This window comes from Pseudomonas laurentiana, assembly GCF_014648275.1.
Classification (GTDB): Bacteria; Pseudomonadota; Gammaproteobacteria; order Pseudomonadales; family Pseudomonadaceae; genus Aquipseudomonas; species Aquipseudomonas laurentiana.
The window spans coordinates 1-16,155 of sequence record NZ_BMQU01000023.1; the positions used below are offsets into that span (position 1 = coordinate 1).

The window sequence follows — 16,155 nt, forward strand, 5'->3', positions numbered from 1 at the left end:
CACGCCTTCGCTCGGAATCGTGCACTGGAAGGCAGATACGCCAAGTCTGGCGTTAAGGAAGTTACGCAGGGTATCCCGCTGCGCTTCCGTTAGGAGCGACCACTTGACTGACCAGCTGCGCCGGAATGATTGAAGGCCAGATGCCCGGCGCAACTCATAGCTGTCGCCAAAGCTTGCTACATCCCGCGCAAAGGTGCCTGCCGCAGTCAGCCCGTAATCAGGGTTTCTGCCAATATCAGGTAGCGTTTCCATGGGTTTCCTTATGCGAGCATGCCGCCAGGACGCTGCTCGTCCTGTATGACTTGCCGAACAATGTCGCGGACGCCTTCGCCAGCTTGCTGACCCTGACGCCGAGCCTCCGTATCGCTCATGCCAGGCTGGGCCTGGATGTTGACGGCAATGGGGATGCTGACATGGCCGCCACTTGTCAATCGGCTATTGGTGCCGCCACTGCTTGCTGGCGAGGCAGAGCGCGCCGAACTGATCGGCGTTACATTGCCAGTGCGCAAGCTCTCAACCGCAGCAACGCCGCCGAAGCGACGAATGTCCGCCTGCGACCAGACTACTTCGCCTTTGTGGACGATGCCGGCCGGGTCATTGACACCGCCAGGGCCGGTGTAGCCGCCACTTGAGAATCCAATACCAGCGATAGCTGCGACGTTGGCAGCTGCAGCAACTCCAGCGGAAATAGCTAGTGCAACGCCAAGCGGGTACGGCTGTACAGCGAGAGCATTCTGAACTGCGACATAACCTTGGATGGTCGCCTGAGCAATGGCGGCCGCCTTGCCAATGGCCATAAGCTTCGAGTTCTCCGACTGACTTAGAGCAGACAAATTCCCGAAGAAGTCAGCACTTGAGCTGAGGATCGCAGAGTTTTTTGCCTGCTCGATCTTGGCCCTGTTCTCTGCGGCCTGGTTGTTGATGTTGGCCACGCGCTCGGCGTAGATCTCTTCATTGATGGCTTTGAGGTCCAGGTAGGCTTTTTGCTTCTCAAGTTCGATGGCTCGCCACTGATCCAGCCTGGCCGACTCATCATTCAGCCGAGTGATCTCGCTGTTAGCGCCGCCTATGGACGGATCAAGCCCGGTAGTGGTCGGAGCCTTGCTGACGCCCTCGACGGTGCCAGGCTTCTGCGCCGCATTCAGGTTGATATCACGGATCTTTATCAGTGTTTCCAGGCGCTTGGCGGCCTCGGTGTTGCCCTGCCGCTCGTACTCAGCCATTTGCGCGGCATCGTCAAGGCTGGACTTCAGATTGTTCGCTTCGCGCAGCTGACCGGTTAGGGTCAGCAGCTTTACCTGGTCGTCGTTCGCCTGCTTGATGCCCTTCTGAATCTCGGCCTCTCGCTCTAGTGCAGCGTTGCGCTTCAGCTGGGCAGTGATCAGGTCCTGATTGGCCAGCAGCGACTTCTGGTCGGCGGTCAGAGTCTGTTTGGCCTTGATGTCGGCAAGTTGCTGCTCCCACTTGACCAAGGCTTGCGCCTGGGTGCCGATCTTCTCGACCGCGATGCCCTGGCCATTGATCGAGGCTAATTGCTGGGTCAGCACGGCATTGGTCTGCCGAGCCGAATCCAGCATCCTAATGCCGGCATCTTCGGTGTAGGCCTTTGGTGCTGCTGGTTTCTTCTCCTTATCGGCGTACTCTTTGCGGATGTCCGCGATGCGCCTCTCGATCTCGGCCTCTGAGACTTTCGCCTCAAGACCCTTGGTGCGCGCCTTGGTGATCTCGTCTTCCATTTTCTGCTGGTTGCTGCGGTACTTCAGGCCATCCTCGTTCCACTGCTTGTCAGCGGCGATGGCGGCCTTGCGCGCCTGCTGCTCAGCTGAGGCGGCTTCACTCTTCTGTCGTTGCGCATCGACGGCTGCCTGCGCCAGCGCCACTTGCTGCTCAAGACCGGCAATCAATGCCTTGTCGCCGATCTGCTGGGCGTCTTGCAGTTGACCTTGTAGGTGCTGCAGCTTGAACAGCTCGGGACTGGCGGCCAGGCGATCTTTCAGCTCGCTCCACACGCCAGCGACGCTGATTTTCACGTCATCCCAAGCCTTAGCCAGGCCGCGCGTGGATTCGACCATTTCCTTGTTGCGCGCACCCATCTCGTCGGCCACGGCGCCGGACAAGACCTTGATTGCCTCCATCCGGTCGCCTTGCTGCTCCAGCGAACGGATCTGGTCGAACACTGCCTGGGTGATGACGCCGTATTTGTCGCTGTACTCGGCGGCCAAGTCAGTCACGCTGCCCTTGGTGCTGGACAACTGATCAGCGATCTCGGCAGAGCTCTTTCCGGTGGCCACGGACATCTCGGTGGCTGCGCGCGCTACTTGAGTGAACACCTCTCCAGTCAGCCGGCCATTGCTGGCCAGTGCCAGTACCGCCTGGCTGGCTTGATCGAAGTTGCGCCCGCCAGCAATGGCATTGGACATAGCGATCAGGTCGTCAGCAGTCTTGCCCGCCGCATCGCCGGTCAGCGTGAGCGCCTTTCGGTACTGCTCGGATTGTTCGTATCCCTTGTACGCCGCTAGGGTGAAACCGGCGATGGCCGCGCCGGCCAGGGTGAACGGGTTGATCAGACCGGCGACATAGCCTCCCAGCGCCTTGGCGGCCGGCCCGACGCCACCGAACATATCCTTCAACTGGCCACCCTGCTGCAGGAAGACGGTCAGCGGTGCCTGACCGCCCTGGAGCGACGTAGCGATATCGGTGAATTGCGCCGGCACACCGCGCAGAGCCGCTGCCGTCTGCTTGGCCGACATGCCGGTCTTGTTCAGGTCGCCACTAAAGCCAGTCAGCGATTCGCGGGTAGCGTTGATCTTGGCCAGGTACTCGTCGTAGGTGGACTTGTCCAGCGTGGTTCCGGCCGCCTTTCGATGCTTGTTCAGCGCCTGCTCTTGCTTGTCCAGCTCGCCCAGCTTGCGGGTGACAGGATCAATGCTGCCCAGCAGGCGCTCCAGCTCTTCGCGCTGACCTTCGACAGAGTCCTTTGACTTCTCCGTGCTCTTGGACAGCCCTTCAAGGCCTGCTCCAGCCTTGTCCATGGCCGGCTTGATGCGCAGGCCGGCCGACTCCATGCCCTCAAGCGCCTTTTGGACATCGACCGCCTTCTGCTCGGCATTCCGGCTATCGATCTCGATGGACAGGCGCGAGGTCTGGTTCATTACGTTTCTCCGGGCAATAAAAAACCCGCCGGAGCGGGTTTTAAAGGATTCTTTGGGATTACTTCATGCAGGACTCAAGCTCGTCCACAACGCCACCAAGAGATGCAAGTGCCGTTTCAACACCAGTACCGGTCATAGCGGCAATCTTGTGGTAACCATAACCGTTAGTTGTCCCAGCTTGCTCAATACCGGTAAATTTATAAATCCGAGAGCCTGCTGTCTGATTGACGTTAACCGTGTAACGCAGTGATCGCTCAACAAGGGATGTAGTGAATCTAGTCTCCCCGCGCGCGACTATCTCAGAGCCATCTGCCGCCACATATTGCGCGACCGACCCTCCGCCAACCTCTCGACTGCTGGATGCCTGATAATAATTGCCGGTGTATGACCCAGCATAGCCGCCAGACTGCGTCATCGTTACTGAATCGTTCCTGATCGTGATCGCAACGCACTTCGGAAGGCTGCCTGACTTTACTGGTCCGTCGCGATTGACGGTGAGAGATTTAACGTTCTGCGACTCAAGCTCAACATCCCCATACCTGGCAAGGTCTGACGGGCTAGTTGCGCATCCAGAAATCATAATTGCAAGCAAAGTTACTGCGGCTGAGCGCATAAACCACCACCTATTCCCTGATGAAGTCAGCAATCTACCACCATCATCAGGAAGCGCAAAAACCCCGCGCAGGCGGGGTTCGGTTTCGTATGTAGGGTTACCGCGAAAGACCGTGCGCGACGACCTCAGGAATTTCGGCCTGCAGCTTCTCAGCGAGACGCTTCAGCGGATTGGCCACCGACTCCTTCCAGAGGACTTGCTGAACCGGCTTGCCGTCGCTGTGCTTCTTGCCTGTATCGGTGATGACAGCGAACTCCTTGCCATCCGGCGTAACCTCCCAGCGCTTCTTGCCAGGCTTGTACGTCACGTGATGCTGCAGGCCGCACTGCGCCAGTAGCTTGTTCATGCTGTTACCGCTCATTCCGAACTTCGCGCCAAGCTCGGTCGGCAGATAGTTGAGCTCCTGGGCTTCGTTGACCAAACGCTTCACGCCAGCCATCTCCATGAGATCGATGCCGATGGCCGAGCGGACCATACTGTTGGCGCTCAGCAGAGCCTGATTACCTTCCAGACCAAAACTTTCCGCAATGCGCTTGGCTGCATCCAGATTATCGGCGGCAATCGGAAGTCGCTTTTCCTGTGGGATAACCGCGTCATTGGCAGATGCCGAGTCAAATGAGCGGATCACATGCAAGCTGAACGTAGGGCTGACCCACATGGCGTAGGCATACACCAGCTCCTTGCAAGCGTAGGTTCCAGGCGACCGACCACCACGGACAATCCTCAAAGCGGGAATTCCCGCTTTGCCAATCTCGTCAACCAGCTCCTGGGCTTGGCCAACCCGCATCCATTCGCTCGGCTTGTGCCGCGCCTCGCCACCGGCTGCTTTATGGAAGTCATTCAGGCTGAAGCGCCCGTCATGGTCCTGATGGATCTCAATGCCTGCGATCATCAGCGTACTCATGCTGCAGCCCTCCCATCGGACACCTCAACCGCATAACGTGTCGGTTGCTGCATCGCAGCCCCCAACCCCGTCAGAAACGAATTCAGCTGATGCAACCTGTTGCGCAGGCTACGAACTTCGAACCAGGCTCCATCGATCTCGTAACCGGCATCGCGCAGTTCGCACAGGATCTTCTCGCACAACGACAGGTCCTGAGGGCGTGCACAGATGTCGCCCATGCTCACGTCAAGCCAAGCCTGGCCCATGCCGCGATGCTCAAGCATTTCCGGGCGGCGCTGGACTAGCGCCTCAAGTGGGTAATGAATGTCCAACTGTGGCTTGGCTTGCTCCGGGCCGAGGTACTCACCCTCAATCGCGTAGCTCGCGACGAAGTTGACGGCGGCTTGGAACTGGGCAGCGGGAATCAGCTCGACGCGCGGCACCCCGAAACAGGCATGCAAAGCGGAAGCGAGCTTCGCAGTTGCGCTACGCTGATGCTCCGAGCTCATTTTGGCTACCCGGCAACGTATGACGTTGCTGAGCCGCAAAGCACCAGTCTTGCCGAGGATGTCCTCGACCATCGGTACCATGACGTTTTTGGAGTCTTCGTAGCGCCCATGCTTTCGGATCGCAGGCAGGACTTCGGCGGTCACCCATTTCTTGAAGCACTTGGCCTCAGCCTTACGGCTACGCAGGATGGCCGAGTACAGCCCAGATTCGTTGATGACCAGCATTTCTTGCTCACCACCAAGGGTCTGCACAATTGACAGACCCTTTTCATCTTCATCCAGGTGGCGAGTCATCGCCGATGCTTCGCTATACAAAAGCGCTGCGGACACGTCGCTGGCGACAAACCAAGGTTGGTCACCTACCAGCATCGTGCGGACCTGCTGCTTTCCGAAATTGAACGGGATTACGTTTGTGCTATGATTCGCCATGACGTTGTTTTCCTGATCGTTAACTGCGTTGATCTCCGAAGCCTCAGTGTTCCCGCACTGGGGCTTCTTCGTTTTTAGGCTGCCGCCTGTTCCTGCCGCCGCTTTTCCTCTGAAATCAAATAAACCAGCTCTGCTGTCTGAGAGCGATGGTTTTTCTGTGCCTGAATTTCCACCCACTGCTTCAGATCCTCTGGTAACCGCAGATTGAACTGCGGATCTTTTCTGGCCATGCGCCCCTCCTGATGCATCACCGTTGTGCATAATTTAAATGTAGAACGGTGATGCATTGATGTCAATACCACCGTGATGCATCCTTTTGATCAATATTCCGTAAAATCGAGTTTTACGAAAAACCACATGAGCCGCACCGACCCCCAATTCAATCTTCGTATTCCTGAATCCTTGCGTGACCAAGTCATGGCCGCCGCCAAGGAAAACGGGCGCTCAGCTACCGCCGAAATACTCGCGCGGCTTGAGCTGAGCTTTATTGGTGAAGCTCCGCAGCAGGAATTGATTCCTGCGGCTAAAGCAAAGGAAATGTCGTCCATTGCTAGACAGAGCATCCCTGCCGTAGTGAAGAAGCGAGTGCTTGATGGCTTGAATCAGGCTGTTTCGATGGGCCATGCCTCGGCACTGATTGAATTAGGCGACCTAGAAATTGAAGCCATGCCTGAAGCCGATATGAACGGTTTGATGGACGCTTTCACAGAATGGCTAGAGGCAGCGGGATACAACGTCGAGTGGGATGGCCCTGACCATCTCTCTGTCAGATTTGACGAGTGGTAACCCCAAGCCCGGCCCAGCGCCTGGCTTTTTCATGCCTCAATCTTCATCCTCAGCCAGGCACAGCGCGTCAAGGGTGAACACGACTTCGTCAATCTCTGCCCTCGCCATTGCCGGAGGGTACGCCTCCAGCCAATCGGATATCTCGCGAGCTGACAAGGGCAACGGGAATGCCCCAGCCATCGTCGTCAGGAAGCGCCGGCCACGGGTGATGTTGCGGAACGTGCTCAGCAGGTAGGCGGTGACAGGATCGTTTTCCGGCTCATCCGGAACGGCCATGCCAAGGCGCTGGTAAATTACTTGGCGCTTTTCGCCACCGCCGCCCCACTCCTTTTCCCACTCGAACCGGGCGACGACTTTCCCACCGTCTCCGCCATGGCTTCTTGCGCCTCCAGGGTCGATGCGGAGGCTTCACGCAGTACGAACAGGAAGAACTCCACGTTGCTATCGAGCATCTGCTCGCCTACCTCTGGACTGTAGGGCAGCGGGTTGCCGTCCTCATCCTGCACGCCGGACCAGTCCAGCACAATGAACTGGCTCAGCAGCTTGCACTGGGTCTGGTGCTCGGTGGTCTCACCAGGAACGATACCCACCACACCGGTAGCAAACTGGGCGTCAGTGTTGCGCAGCTTGCGCCGCTCGCGCTCCAGGGCGACCGCGTAATGCGGGTTGTCGATGCGCGCCAGGCGCACCTTGGTGTCGGCGTCGTAATCGACCCACTTGGTTTCCGAGGTGTTCTGCTCGTTCTTGGTCAGTCGCAAAGCCATACTTGAATTCCTTACGCCACGCCAGAAAAGGACCGCACCGAGTGGCGTTGTGCCCGGTGCGGCCAAAAGAGCGATGCGGTGTTACGACACGGTGATGGTCGAGGTGCCAAGCTTGGCACCGTCCCATTTGCTGGTCGCGGTAATGGTTGCCGAGCCAGAGGCCACGCCGGTGACCAGACCGGTGCTGCTGACCGTCGCCTTGCTTGGTGCAGAGCTGGTCCAGATAACATCCTGCGGGGCGCCAGCCGGCGACACGGTGGCGGTGAGCTGCTGGGTGCCGGCCACGGCGATGGTCGCGGTAGCTGGCGCCACGGCCACGCTGGTCGGTGCCACGTACGGCGCGCGGGTGATGGTCGGCGCCACCTTTGCCACGGTGTAGTTCAAGGTGACTTCGATCAAATCACGCTTGCCGCCGTTCGGCAGGTCGCCATCCACTTCAATCGAAGGGAGATTGAGGGTGTAGCGGTTGCCGGCGCTGTCGATGATCGGGAACTCAACGGCAATAGTCTTGCGCGTGAAGGTGTTCTTCCAGATTGACCAGGACTTGTTCGACCAGGCCATGGTGAGGCTGCCAGTGATGGCCGCTTCGGTGGCGATCTGCGCGCCAGGCCCGAGCTTGTCAGTGCCGATGCAGCGCTGCGCTTGCAGGCTATTGTCGAGGCTCATGCTGATTGCCGACACGCAGGCGATGCCTTCCATCGACTCGCCGTCGATCTTGAGCGTGCCAACGTTGATGTTCGACATGAACGGCGTGGTGGTCGGCGGATTGGTGGTACCAACCGAGTTTACCGCGCTGTCAGCATAATCCAGGCCGGCCAGGGTGAACGTGGCAGTGACCTTACCGTCGGACGGGATGTCGAGCGCGAAGGTCGAGACGTGCATGCCCTTGAACAGGGTGTACACGCCAACGTCAGCGAAGTTCTTAGCGATGGTGAAGGTCTTGCGGGCCGAACCCACAGTCAGCACGTTGGCTGCCCAGTCGCCGTAGAAACCAGCCTCCAGCAGCTTGTCGAATGTGCCGTAGGACAACTCGCCCACCAGGTCGCCAGCGATCTCGACGCCAGTGGCGACCGAGCCCTGACTGATGCGCGATTCGGTGATCTCATCGCTGACCTGGGTGCTGACTGTCGGCGACAGGGTGTTGCTGGTCAGACGCAGGGTGTCCCACGCTCCGCTGGTGGGCGTTACGCCCGGCGTCACTTCCGGGATCAAGTACGATGTTTGCTGGGCGCCAGAACTCATTTGAGTCTCCTTTCTGCGGGCATAAAAAACCCGCTCGCGGCGGGGTACGGGTGAATCTGGTTTAAAAGTGTGGAAGTCCCGCTTTCTAAGCGTATTTAGTGCAGCGGCAGCGAAGGTTGAATCTGGTCGGAAAGCTGGCTCAACTTGGCTTCCAGCGGCGGCTTCTGGCTTTGCCATTGGCGAAGCCCTTTACCGCAAAGGCTGGCCAGCGCTTGCTTCCCGCTGTACTCAAGCAGTGTGCGCTGAAATTCGGCGCTCAGCGTCTCGCCCTGGCGAACTTGATCGTCGAGGACATCCAGCACGGCGCGCCGGAAAGCCTTGGCTCGATCGGTCCGGGCGAACATGCCCAGCAGGTGAGCGCCGCGAAGGCTGAAAACCCGTACCTCCTGCTCGCCGCCCCTGGTCTTCATCTTGACCAGGGCAGTCATTGTTGGGGTGAACTCGTCAGCGTGCCGGCGGTAAAGGTCTCGCACTCGCGTCTCAAAGGGGGTCGCACTTCCGTCACCCCCTTTGCCATAAAGGGCAGTCGCAACCTCGGCCAATGTCAGGCATGGCTGACCGCCGTGATCAACCACGCTAAGTTCGGTGTCGCCGATTATCAGTTTGTCCATGGTGCATCCCCTGCAATAGCCCTGAAAATAGATCGGCCACAGCAACGCCCCAGGGAAGGCGCTTTCGGGTGCCCCCTAGCTGTAGCCTGAAAAAGAACGCAGCCGGGGCGGACGGATGAACGAACATCCACCGTTCGGCTGTACGGGCCTAGGCTGCGTGTTTGGTTGCCTTGCGGCAGAAAATTGTCAGCCGGCGCGGAACCGGGTGTTTACGTTGATCTGGTAGAAGCCTTCGTACTCGCCAGTATCGATCTGGCTGGCCTCCAGGCACTCCAGCTCGCCACTGCTCCAGTAGGCGAAGTGTGCCTCCAGGGCGTCGGCAAGCTTGTTCAGTTCGCTGATTCCAGTCTGGGCGCGGGCAAAGCATTGCACAGTGATGATGCCGGGCTTGCGGGTGTATGGCTGATCTGCCATTCCAGCCATAAAGGCAGTGGCGTGGCCGATATTCAGCCGACACCACAGGCCGGCGGCTGGCGGCTTGAAGACGCCCGAGGTGTCGAGGTTCTGCGCCGGCACCTGGGCGTTCGGGTAGAAGATCCGGTCCTGCGCAATGCCGGTGAAGGCTTTCATGCGACTGACAATGGCCTGCCTTATCTGTTCGTAGGTCATTAGCGGTACGCCTCGGCCACGGACGCAAAGGCCAGCCCGTAGACGCCATCAGGGGCTTGGGTCGAGTGACCCGATTCTAAACGCTGTCCGTAAATGAGATTGTTTTGTATGTAGATCGTCGAGTACGGCGGCGCGGCATAGATGGTCGCGGACCCGGCCTGAATGGTGGCCGAGCCTGACGGGTCGACCCGGCTGACTTCGTAGTAGCCAGGCTCATCGATGGTGACGAAGTTGTTACCCCGGAACCGGCCGCCGACGTAGCCTTGCCCGGCTGCCCTGGCGCCGACGAAGTAGTTTTCCTTGCGCTCGCGCTTGGTCAGCTTCTTCCGCCCCGCCTCGGCCGCTCGGGCGTCGTAGGCATCGGCCAGGGCGGTGTTCTTGGCCTTCAGCTCGATGTTGGCCTTCCACAGGTCAGGGTTGCCGACAGGCGAGCGCTCCACGACCTCGCTGAGGATGGCCAGCGCCATCTCCCGCGCCCGTTTGCCCACGGCATCGTCAATGGTTTCCTTGAAGCTGGTGGGTGGTGTGCTCCATCCGCTTTTGCTGGCCATCACGACCTCCTGAGTTGAAGCTCGATATGCGCCTGCGCGGCGTCGGCGTTGACGGATTCGACGCGGTAGGTCACCTGCTCGCCCGTCACCAGGTCAGGCGCGGTGATCTGGTGTCCAACCATGGGGGTGTCAGTCACTTCATTGGTCAAGGCGATCAGCTTCACGTCGCCCACCTTGATGTTGACGTTGTCGATGCGCTTGCTGTCGTAGCCGGCGAGGACGCCGCGCCCGGTGTAGGTCACCGGCTGGGCAGTGCTGGTTTCAGTGATCGGATCGTACTCACCTGGCCCGATGTAGGTACCAGTGAAGGCATTCACTGCGTCCGCCAGCTTGCCGTCGAAAGCCTTGCCGAGCTTGGTTTGAATCTTGTCGCGCAGGCCCATGTCAGCCCCTCACCATCGGGATGGCGTTATTGCCGGTCATCCACGGATAGAGCAGCGCCAGGGCGAAGTTCTCGCCAGCAGACAGCGCGACAGATCCCTGCACGTAGGTTTCACTCACCGACGTGCCAGAGGTAGCGGATACCGTCTCACTCACCGTCTCGCGCTCGGTAGCCTTGTAAAGAGCGCCCGTCGAGGCGACCTTTGCCACTTGGGCGCCGGCCTGTTTGATCTCGGCCGGCACCGGATCGGGCACCGGACGCTTAATCTTGCTGGTCAGCCAGGCGTTGGCCTGCATCACAGAAAGGGCCGGATCACCGGCCCCGGCCCAGCCCGACCCCAGCAGCGCGTCCACGTCGGCAACAGTGATGAAGTCGGTCATGGGTTATTCCTGGGCAGACTTGTCGAGCAATTCAGCGAGTGCAGGTCGTTCAGCCCCTGCGTCGAATTGGATGCCTTTCTCGGTCAGCTTCGCCTTGATCTCGTCGACCTTCAGGCCCTTGGACGGCTTATCACCGCGAACCTTGATCGGCTCGGGGTGCTCGTAGCCTTCCGGCGCGAACTGAGCGTCGATGATCTTGTAGCCCTTCTGGCGCAGCTCAGCCTTGCGCTCAGCTGTGACTGGGTGTTTCTCGTAAACGACTTTCTCGGACATGGTTATCTCCAGAAACGAAAAAGGCCGACGCAATGGCCGGCCTTTCGTGGATTTCAGTGGTTATCCGGCGTGATAAAACTCGCCGTATTGCTTGATCGCTGCATTCTCTCTGGCTATAGAGGCCTGCCCTATAGTGTCGAACAGGCCAACATGAACCATTTTCCCAGCGACAACGATGAAGGCGCGCCATCTTCCTGTTTGAGCATGGAACCCAACACCCGTAAAGCCGCTTGAGTTATTGGATCTCAGTCCGATGTTCTGCATGTTTTTGGATTTGCCAGCAACTCGCAGATTCGACCATCTATTGTCCAGCTTGATGCAATTGACATGATCAACCTGATCGGATGGCCACTCGCCTGTCATATAGAGCCAAGCAAGGCGGTGAGCGTATTGCCTTTTACCCAATACGCCGATAACGACATACCCGATAGGCCCTACGGTATCGCACACGGCGCCGACCCTCACCCTGTTGGATGTAGGCTTTAGCCAGGTGAATACGCCCGATTCCGGGTCATAGTGGAGCAATTCTTTCAGACGAGATTGATCAAGCATGGCGGCCTCCGATAAGGCTAGAAATGAGTGTCAGTAATCCGGCTTATCGGAGCCGAAAACCCCTTGCAATGGGCTGTCCTGACACGATCATTTTACGCCTTACTTGGTGGCGTCGCCAATGGTAAGAACGCCTGCGGTCATCTTGATGGTGTTTGCCACCAGATCCCAGTTCGAGCCAGTTGCGATCTCGGCGCTAGTCGGGGATTTGCCGCCGCCAGCAACGTCCCATGTAAACCCTTTGAGGCCCAGGCCAAACGAATAATCGCTTTGCATGGTGGTCTCGATGCGCTCCTTGCCGTTCGAGGTCTGGATGTTAGTGATCAGGTCGGAACCATCCATCACCATCGCGGCGCCGTCAGCTAGGCTCAGCACCTTCTGCTTGTTCGGGGTGCCAGCCTCGTACAGTGCCGCGGCGTCAGTGATGATCACCGCCTTGCCCAGGATGTCGACCACCTGCACACCGGTGAAGCTGAACAGCTTCTCGGCGTTGGCCAGGTTCTGGCCGATCAGCTTGTGGTACATGGCGCCGGTCATTACCTGCGCAATGAGGCGCTGCGAGGCATCGCCGAACAGCGCGTGCGCGTTGTTGATGGCGATGTAGTTCACGCCGGCAGTGGCAGAAACATCGTTGGTGGCGGATGGCTGGTTGCCGATGGCTGCCACCAGAGCCGCGATGGCGGTGTTCAGCTGATCCGACATGATGGCTTCGGACAGGTTGCGGCTGATCACTTCCAGCGCTTCTTCCGGATTCTTCTGCACCCAGGACAGCTGCGACGGCTCCCACAGAATCGGCCCGAAGCCGCCTGCGATCTTCACCGAGTCGTACTGCTTCTGAGTCAGCGGGGTTGCAGCCTGCGCGCCGTTGGCGGCATAGCGGTCAACACGACGCTGAGCACTGTGCAGGCCAGCCCAGAAGGATTCCTGCAGGAAGTCACCGTCGATGCCCTGAGTGGTGAGGCGAATCGACCCGGCCGAGGCAGCGTTGAACTTCTCGACGTCCTGCTGCAGGGTCTCGATGGTGGTTTGTTTGAGGTATTCGTTGAATACCTTCATGTTAGACAGAGACATAGGCGCTCCTAGATTAGGTGTTCGCGGTCATTGCTTTGATGGCCGCGACGCGATCTGCTTTGCTGCCGCCAAAGTTGCCCTTGGCGCCGTTGGGGTTGCCACTGTCCCGTGCACCGCCGCCATTGGCATCGGAGCTTTTCAGGATGTGGTCGCGGTGGGGGTACTGAGAAACAAGGGTCTCAAGCGCTTCATCGAAGTCGGCCAGCTCGCCCGGGCGGGAACGGCTGAAGATCTTCTGGCCTTGGCCGTCATAGGCGACGACCTTGCCCTCTTCGATCTTCAGGTTGCGGCCGAACGTGGCTTGCACCATGTCCGCCGGTACCGCCAGCTTGTCAGCGATGAACTTGGAGCGGGCGAAGTTGCCGCCGATCATCTCGGCGTACAGCTGCTGCTCGAAGGTCGTTGCCTTGCCGTTGGCTTCGTCCAGCTGGGCTTGGAAGGCCTTGCTGATTTCGCCCTTCACCTTCTCGATCTCACCCGCATCCACGAGTTTCTTGGCGTCGAGATTGGCGACGGTTTCCAGCGCCTTGCGTGCCGCACCAGCGTCCTCGATGCCTTCGAACGCCTTGGCGATCTTCTCGGCATTCTCGGCGCGCTCGCGGTGGCTCTTGGCCTCGGCGTTCAGGCGGGTGATGGTGTTGCGCGTGCCTACCGCGTCGAAAGCGACTTCTTTGCCATCGTCCTCGATGTAGACCGGCTTACCATCCTGGATCTCAGCGTACTGCTTGCCATCCACTTCAACTGTCTTGATCTTCATTGCTTCTCCTTGCAGGCCATCCGGCCCAGTGCGCCCCGCTCATCCGAACAGACAGGCAGTAAAAAGCCCCGGCGATTGCCGAGGCTGATGATTTGGTGATTACAGGCCAGCGCGGCTAAAGGCGGCGGCGTCACGCTCTCGCAACTGGTCGAGCGAGAGGTATTTCCCACGGTCGTTGTAGAACGAATCGATGCTTAGCCCGCCATCGCGGAACAGCTTCCCGCGCACCGGCCCGAGGACTTCATCCTGCCGCGCCGCGCTCTGCGCCTTGAGCCAGGCGCCATAGGTGGTGGACTGAGGCACTTGGCCGTCCATGCTGGCGCGGGTGCTTTCGGGAAGGCCCTTGGCCAGGCGCAACTCTTCGTATGACCTGACAATCGGCAATGATGTGCTGCGGCAGCACCAATGCAGGCGCCCAGGGCCCGCGCCCCACGGCACCTTGTGACCTACCGGAGCATGGTTGGCGTCGTTGGTGTAGACGAGACGGTCGCGAAGCCGACACGGCGCCGAGGTGCGATTATCCAGCGTACTGAGCCAGCGCACCTCGCCAACAATGTCATCGTTTTCCTTGTAGAACGCATCGCGTGCGCCCTGGGCTGTGTGACTGATCGCCGTGCGGACCATTGAGTCAATGTCCTGGCGGCTTCGCTCCAGCAGACCATCCTTGTAGCCATCGGCCTTGATGCCCATCACCCGGCGCACGATCTGGTCGGTGGTCTGACCCTCGACCATGCCCATGCGGATGCCGTCGCGGATACGGGCTGCGCGGTTGTCCTCCAGCCCGGTCAGCCACTCCTTGAGCAAGCGCCCCTGGAACGGCCTGGCTAGCGCAATCTCGCGCACCTGACTGGCGCTCACTGAGGCCAGGTCGACCTGCACGATTACCTGCTCGGGGATGACCTGACGGAACAGCGCCTCCTGATAGCCAACTTCGTAATGGCCGATGTCCAGCACCGATTGCGTCAGTGCCTCACCAATGGTGGCGTAGACCTCTTTGTTCAGCGCCAGCACCGAGGACAGCACCGTGTTGAGGTGCCGGGCGGTGTACGATTCTGCGCCCAGGCGCTCGATGGCGGCGATCAGCTGCGCCCGCAGGTCAGAGTCGACACTGTTGAGCAGCTTGATGATCTTGCGCGCCTCGGCGTTACTCAGGTGCTGCAGGTCGACCGCATGACTGATCGCGGCTGCCTGTAGCTGCTCGTTGACCGTTGGCATATCAGATAGCTCCTAATGCCGGCCCCTGCTCTTCCAGGCGGGCGCGCTCCTGCTCCCAGTTGAGCTCGTCGCTGATGACGCCACGGCGCTGCATTTCCGAGTACAGGGTTTCGTCGCTGATCTTGCCTGCGTTGGCCATGCTGATGAGGTTCGGCAGCGATACCTCTGGCGCGAAGTCAGAGTCGAAGTTGCCGCGCATCTCGACGTGCCCGCCCTCAGACTGACCTTGGTAGTCGGCGATGATTTGCAGCAGCTGCGCCAGGCAGTCAGCGAACTGGCCAGCCAGGCGCGCCAGCGGGGACAGCTCCTGCGCCGCCTCTTCATTGGCCTGCGCCGCCGTCTTGGTTTGCTGCTTGTCTTTCTGCAGCAGCTTGGCCCCGGCCATGCGCATGTCTTCGACCAGGTCGTTGAGCGAGTCGCGGCCGGCAGTGATGGCCGCCCCGGTGTGCTCGACGTACTTGGCGTCGCCATCTTTCGGCATCCGGGTCGCGCTGGCGGAACTGATGGTCAGCTGGAACTCGTCGTTGTCGGTGAACACGAACAGCAGCGGCACCCGGGCTACGTGCAGCAGGTTGTCTTGGTCGCTCTGGCTCTGCCAGTGCTTGACGTTCAGGTGCGCCAGCTCCAGCAGTGGCGGCTTGGCCGTCAGCGGGCCGGTGCGTCCGGTGTAGAACGTCACAAGCGGGATGTAGGTCAGGCTGGTGGCGCCTTGATAATTCTGCACCCACTCGCCGCCACCATCGGGCTTGCGGTAGGTGCGCCAGCGGCCAGGCTCAAGAACGCGGATCTGTTCGACGCACTTGACGCCAAACTCACCGTCCTCTTCCTCAACCATCTCGGAGTAGCGGAACTGAACCAGCTTGCTTCCAGCGAAGCGCCAGCCGCGCACCTGGCCCGGCTTGATGATCACCGCATACGGGCGAACCCCGGCAGCGGCCTCCTCTGCCACGGTCTTGTACAGCTTGTTGCCTTCGGCATCACGGGTTGGCTGGTGCTCGATCAGGGCATGGCACAGACCTTTCGCCAATGCCTCGCGGAACCACTCGACCGACCACGAGTTCAGGTCGTTGCCGCCCAAGTCGATGTCAGAGCAAAGGGCCTTTATCTGCTCCGGCACGTCCTCGCCCAGCTGTAACGGCTCGGCAAATACGCGGGAAGTATTGTTACCCACCGTCTCGGCGTAGGCAGGGAGCAGCGTGGACAGCTTCAGGCGCTCGGCGTATGTATCGTCCTTCTCTGCCGGATACTGCGGCAGCAAGGCCTTGCCAGCCGCTCGCATGGCCTGAGTGCCGCCCATCAGCGGGTCGACAATAGCCCAGTGCTCGCGCATGCGGTCGACTGCCGGTAGCGTGATGGCAGGGTTGTCGTTGCTCATACGG

21 protein-coding genes are annotated in these 16,155 nt (G+C 59.7%); 1 reads left to right on the forward strand and 20 read right to left on the reverse strand.

The genetic code is table 11. The annotated features are described in order from the left end of the window. The 6 genes from IE038_RS19925 to IE038_RS19950 all read right to left on the reverse strand — a co-directional run. Positions 1-252 (reverse strand): phage tail protein (locus tag IE038_RS19925; protein ID WP_189396171.1); only part of this gene is annotated, 252 nt, incomplete at its 3' end. Between the two features lie 8 nt (positions 253-260). Beyond that, positions 261-3,152 (reverse strand): phage tail length tape measure family protein, encoded by a 2,892-nt coding sequence (locus tag IE038_RS19930; protein ID WP_163933426.1) that lies wholly within the window; start codon positions 3,150-3,152, stop codon positions 261-263. Between the two features lie 58 nt (positions 3,153-3,210). Then, a complete protein-coding gene (locus IE038_RS19935; RefSeq protein ID WP_163933428.1) occupies positions 3,211-3,765 on the reverse strand; it encodes a hypothetical protein in 555 nt (184 codons plus the stop codon). 97 nt (positions 3,766-3,862) lie between these two features. Next, positions 3,863-4,669 (reverse strand): KilA-N domain-containing protein, encoded by an 807-nt coding sequence (locus IE038_RS19940; RefSeq protein ID WP_163933432.1) that lies wholly within the window; start codon positions 4,667-4,669, stop codon positions 3,863-3,865. After that, on the reverse strand, positions 4,666-5,586 hold the full coding sequence (locus tag IE038_RS19945) for a BRO-N domain-containing protein (RefSeq protein ID WP_163933434.1): 921 nt from the start codon (positions 5,584-5,586) through the stop codon (positions 4,666-4,668). The genes IE038_RS19940 and IE038_RS19945 overlap by 4 nt, the downstream gene beginning before the upstream one ends. A 74-nt stretch (positions 5,587-5,660) precedes the next feature. Next, positions 5,661-5,816 carry an Arc family DNA-binding protein gene (locus IE038_RS19950; RefSeq protein WP_163933437.1) on the reverse strand — a complete coding sequence of 52 codons (156 nt, stop codon included), beginning with the start codon at positions 5,814-5,816 and terminating at the stop codon, positions 5,661-5,663. Between the two features lie 127 nt (positions 5,817-5,943). Here IE038_RS19950 and IE038_RS19955 point away from each other — a divergent pair, with 127 nt between their 5' ends. Then, positions 5,944-6,372 carry an Arc family DNA-binding protein gene (locus IE038_RS19955; RefSeq protein ID WP_163933440.1) on the forward strand — a complete coding sequence of 143 codons (429 nt, stop codon included), beginning with the start codon at positions 5,944-5,946 and terminating at the stop codon, positions 6,370-6,372. 36 nt (positions 6,373-6,408) lie between these two features. On the opposite strand, the gene IE038_RS19960 is transcribed toward IE038_RS19955, so the two are convergent. From IE038_RS19960 to IE038_RS20025, 14 genes are all read right to left on the reverse strand, one after another. After that, the gene (locus IE038_RS19960; RefSeq protein ID WP_163933443.1) at positions 6,409-6,648 is read right to left on the reverse strand and encodes a hypothetical protein; all 240 of its coding nucleotides are present in this window, start codon (positions 6,646-6,648) and stop codon (positions 6,409-6,411) included. Positions 6,649-6,665: 17 nt separating this feature from the next. Next, the gene (locus IE038_RS19965) at positions 6,666-7,136 is read right to left on the reverse strand and encodes a phage-derived protein YdaY family protein (RefSeq protein WP_163933447.1); all 471 of its coding nucleotides are present in this window, start codon (positions 7,134-7,136) and stop codon (positions 6,666-6,668) included. An 81-nt stretch (positions 7,137-7,217) separates the two neighbouring features. Beyond that, positions 7,218-8,378: a phage tail tube protein gene (locus IE038_RS19970; protein WP_189396172.1), complete on the reverse strand. Its 1,161-nt coding sequence runs from the start codon at positions 8,376-8,378 to the stop codon at positions 7,218-7,220. A 95-nt stretch (positions 8,379-8,473) separates the two neighbouring features. Further along, a complete protein-coding gene (locus IE038_RS19975) occupies positions 8,474-8,989 on the reverse strand; it encodes a hypothetical protein (RefSeq protein WP_163933454.1) in 516 nt (171 codons plus the stop codon). A 186-nt stretch (positions 8,990-9,175) separates the two neighbouring features. After that, the gene (locus tag IE038_RS19980; RefSeq protein WP_163933457.1) at positions 9,176-9,598 is read right to left on the reverse strand and encodes a hypothetical protein; all 423 of its coding nucleotides are present in this window, start codon (positions 9,596-9,598) and stop codon (positions 9,176-9,178) included. Then, positions 9,598-10,149, reverse strand: a complete 552-nt coding sequence (locus tag IE038_RS19985; protein WP_163933460.1) for a hypothetical protein — start codon at positions 10,147-10,149, stop codon at positions 9,598-9,600. Before IE038_RS19985 ends, IE038_RS19980 begins: the two co-directional genes overlap by 1 nt. Next, entirely contained in the window at positions 10,149-10,532 is a 384-nt protein-coding gene (locus IE038_RS19990; protein ID WP_163933463.1) for a glutamate 5-kinase, read from the reverse strand. Before IE038_RS19990 ends, IE038_RS19985 begins: the two co-directional genes overlap by 1 nt. 1 nt (position 10,533) lies before the next feature. Continuing rightward, complete coding sequence (locus tag IE038_RS19995) at positions 10,534-10,911, reverse strand: hypothetical protein (protein ID WP_163933466.1); 378 nt, start codon at positions 10,909-10,911, stop codon at positions 10,534-10,536. A gap of 3 nt (positions 10,912-10,914) precedes the next feature. Beyond that, positions 10,915-11,184: a hypothetical protein gene (locus IE038_RS20000; protein WP_163933469.1), complete on the reverse strand. Its 270-nt coding sequence runs from the start codon at positions 11,182-11,184 to the stop codon at positions 10,915-10,917. A 60-nt stretch (positions 11,185-11,244) separates the two neighbouring features. Next, entirely contained in the window at positions 11,245-11,736 is a 492-nt protein-coding gene (locus IE038_RS20005) for an HNH endonuclease (RefSeq protein WP_163933472.1), read from the reverse strand. A 99-nt stretch (positions 11,737-11,835) separates the two neighbouring features. Then, the gene (locus IE038_RS20010; RefSeq protein WP_163933476.1) at positions 11,836-12,804 is read right to left on the reverse strand and encodes a major capsid protein; all 969 of its coding nucleotides are present in this window, start codon (positions 12,802-12,804) and stop codon (positions 11,836-11,838) included. Positions 12,805-12,817: 13 nt separating this feature from the next. Further along, complete coding sequence (locus IE038_RS20015; RefSeq protein WP_163933479.1) at positions 12,818-13,561, reverse strand: DUF6651 domain-containing protein; 744 nt, start codon at positions 13,559-13,561, stop codon at positions 12,818-12,820. 99 nt (positions 13,562-13,660) lie between these two features. After that, on the reverse strand, positions 13,661-14,776 hold the full coding sequence (locus tag IE038_RS20020) for a putative phage head morphogenesis protein (RefSeq protein WP_163933482.1): 1,116 nt from the start codon (positions 14,774-14,776) through the stop codon (positions 13,661-13,663). 1 nt (position 14,777) lies between these two features. Further along, positions 14,778-16,151, reverse strand: a complete 1,374-nt coding sequence (locus tag IE038_RS20025; protein WP_163933484.1) for a DUF4055 domain-containing protein — start codon at positions 16,149-16,151, stop codon at positions 14,778-14,780. Positions 16,152-16,155: the final 4 nt, after the last annotated feature.

Bases quoted from the DNA above. Each gene is read 5' to 3' on its own strand.
- IE038_RS20000 (WP_163933469.1), bottom strand. From the start codon at position 11,184: ATGTCCGAGAAAGTCGTTTACGAGAAACACCCAGTCACAGCTGAGCGC.
- IE038_RS19945 (WP_163933434.1), bottom strand. From the start codon at position 5,586: ATGGCGAATCATAGCACAAACGTAATCCCGTTCAATTTCGGAAAGCAG.
- IE038_RS19960 (WP_163933443.1), bottom strand. From the start codon at position 6,648: ATGGCCGTTCCGGATGAGCCGGAAAACGATCCTGTCACCGCCTACCTG.
- IE038_RS19970 (WP_189396172.1), bottom strand. From the start codon at position 8,378: ATGAGTTCTGGCGCCCAGCAAACATCGTACTTGATCCCGGAAGTGACG.
- IE038_RS20010 (WP_163933476.1), bottom strand. From the start codon at position 12,804: ATGTCTCTGTCTAACATGAAGGTATTCAACGAATACCTCAAACAAACC.
- IE038_RS19995 (WP_163933466.1), bottom strand. From the start codon at position 10,911: ATGACCGACTTCATCACTGTTGCCGACGTGGACGCGCTGCTGGGGTCG.
- IE038_RS19965 (WP_163933447.1), bottom strand. From the start codon at position 7,136: ATGGCTTTGCGACTGACCAAGAACGAGCAGAACACCTCGGAAACCAAG.
- IE038_RS19990 (WP_163933463.1), bottom strand. From the start codon at position 10,532: ATGGGCCTGCGCGACAAGATTCAAACCAAGCTCGGCAAGGCTTTCGAC.
- IE038_RS19975 (WP_163933454.1), bottom strand. From the start codon at position 8,989: ATGGACAAACTGATAATCGGCGACACCGAACTTAGCGTGGTTGATCAC.
- IE038_RS19940 (WP_163933432.1), bottom strand. From the start codon at position 4,669: ATGAGTACGCTGATGATCGCAGGCATTGAGATCCATCAGGACCATGAC.
- IE038_RS20025 (WP_163933484.1), bottom strand. From the start codon at position 16,151: ATGAGCAACGACAACCCTGCCATCACGCTACCGGCAGTCGACCGCATG.
- IE038_RS20020 (WP_163933482.1), bottom strand. From the start codon at position 14,776: ATGCCAACGGTCAACGAGCAGCTACAGGCAGCCGCGATCAGTCATGCG.
- IE038_RS19935 (WP_163933428.1), bottom strand. From the start codon at position 3,765: ATGCGCTCAGCCGCAGTAACTTTGCTTGCAATTATGATTTCTGGATGC.
- IE038_RS19950 (WP_163933437.1), bottom strand. From the start codon at position 5,816: ATGGCCAGAAAAGATCCGCAGTTCAATCTGCGGTTACCAGAGGATCTG.
- IE038_RS19980 (WP_163933457.1), bottom strand. From the start codon at position 9,598: ATGACCTACGAACAGATAAGGCAGGCCATTGTCAGTCGCATGAAAGCC.
- IE038_RS20015 (WP_163933479.1), bottom strand. From the start codon at position 13,561: ATGAAGATCAAGACAGTTGAAGTGGATGGCAAGCAGTACGCTGAGATC.
- IE038_RS19930 (WP_163933426.1), bottom strand. From the start codon at position 3,152: ATGAACCAGACCTCGCGCCTGTCCATCGAGATCGATAGCCGGAATGCC.
- IE038_RS19955 (WP_163933440.1), top strand. From the start codon at position 5,944: ATGAGCCGCACCGACCCCCAATTCAATCTTCGTATTCCTGAATCCTTG.
- IE038_RS19985 (WP_163933460.1), bottom strand. From the start codon at position 10,149: ATGGCCAGCAAAAGCGGATGGAGCACACCACCCACCAGCTTCAAGGAA.
- IE038_RS20005 (WP_163933472.1), bottom strand. From the start codon at position 11,736: ATGCTTGATCAATCTCGTCTGAAAGAATTGCTCCACTATGACCCGGAA.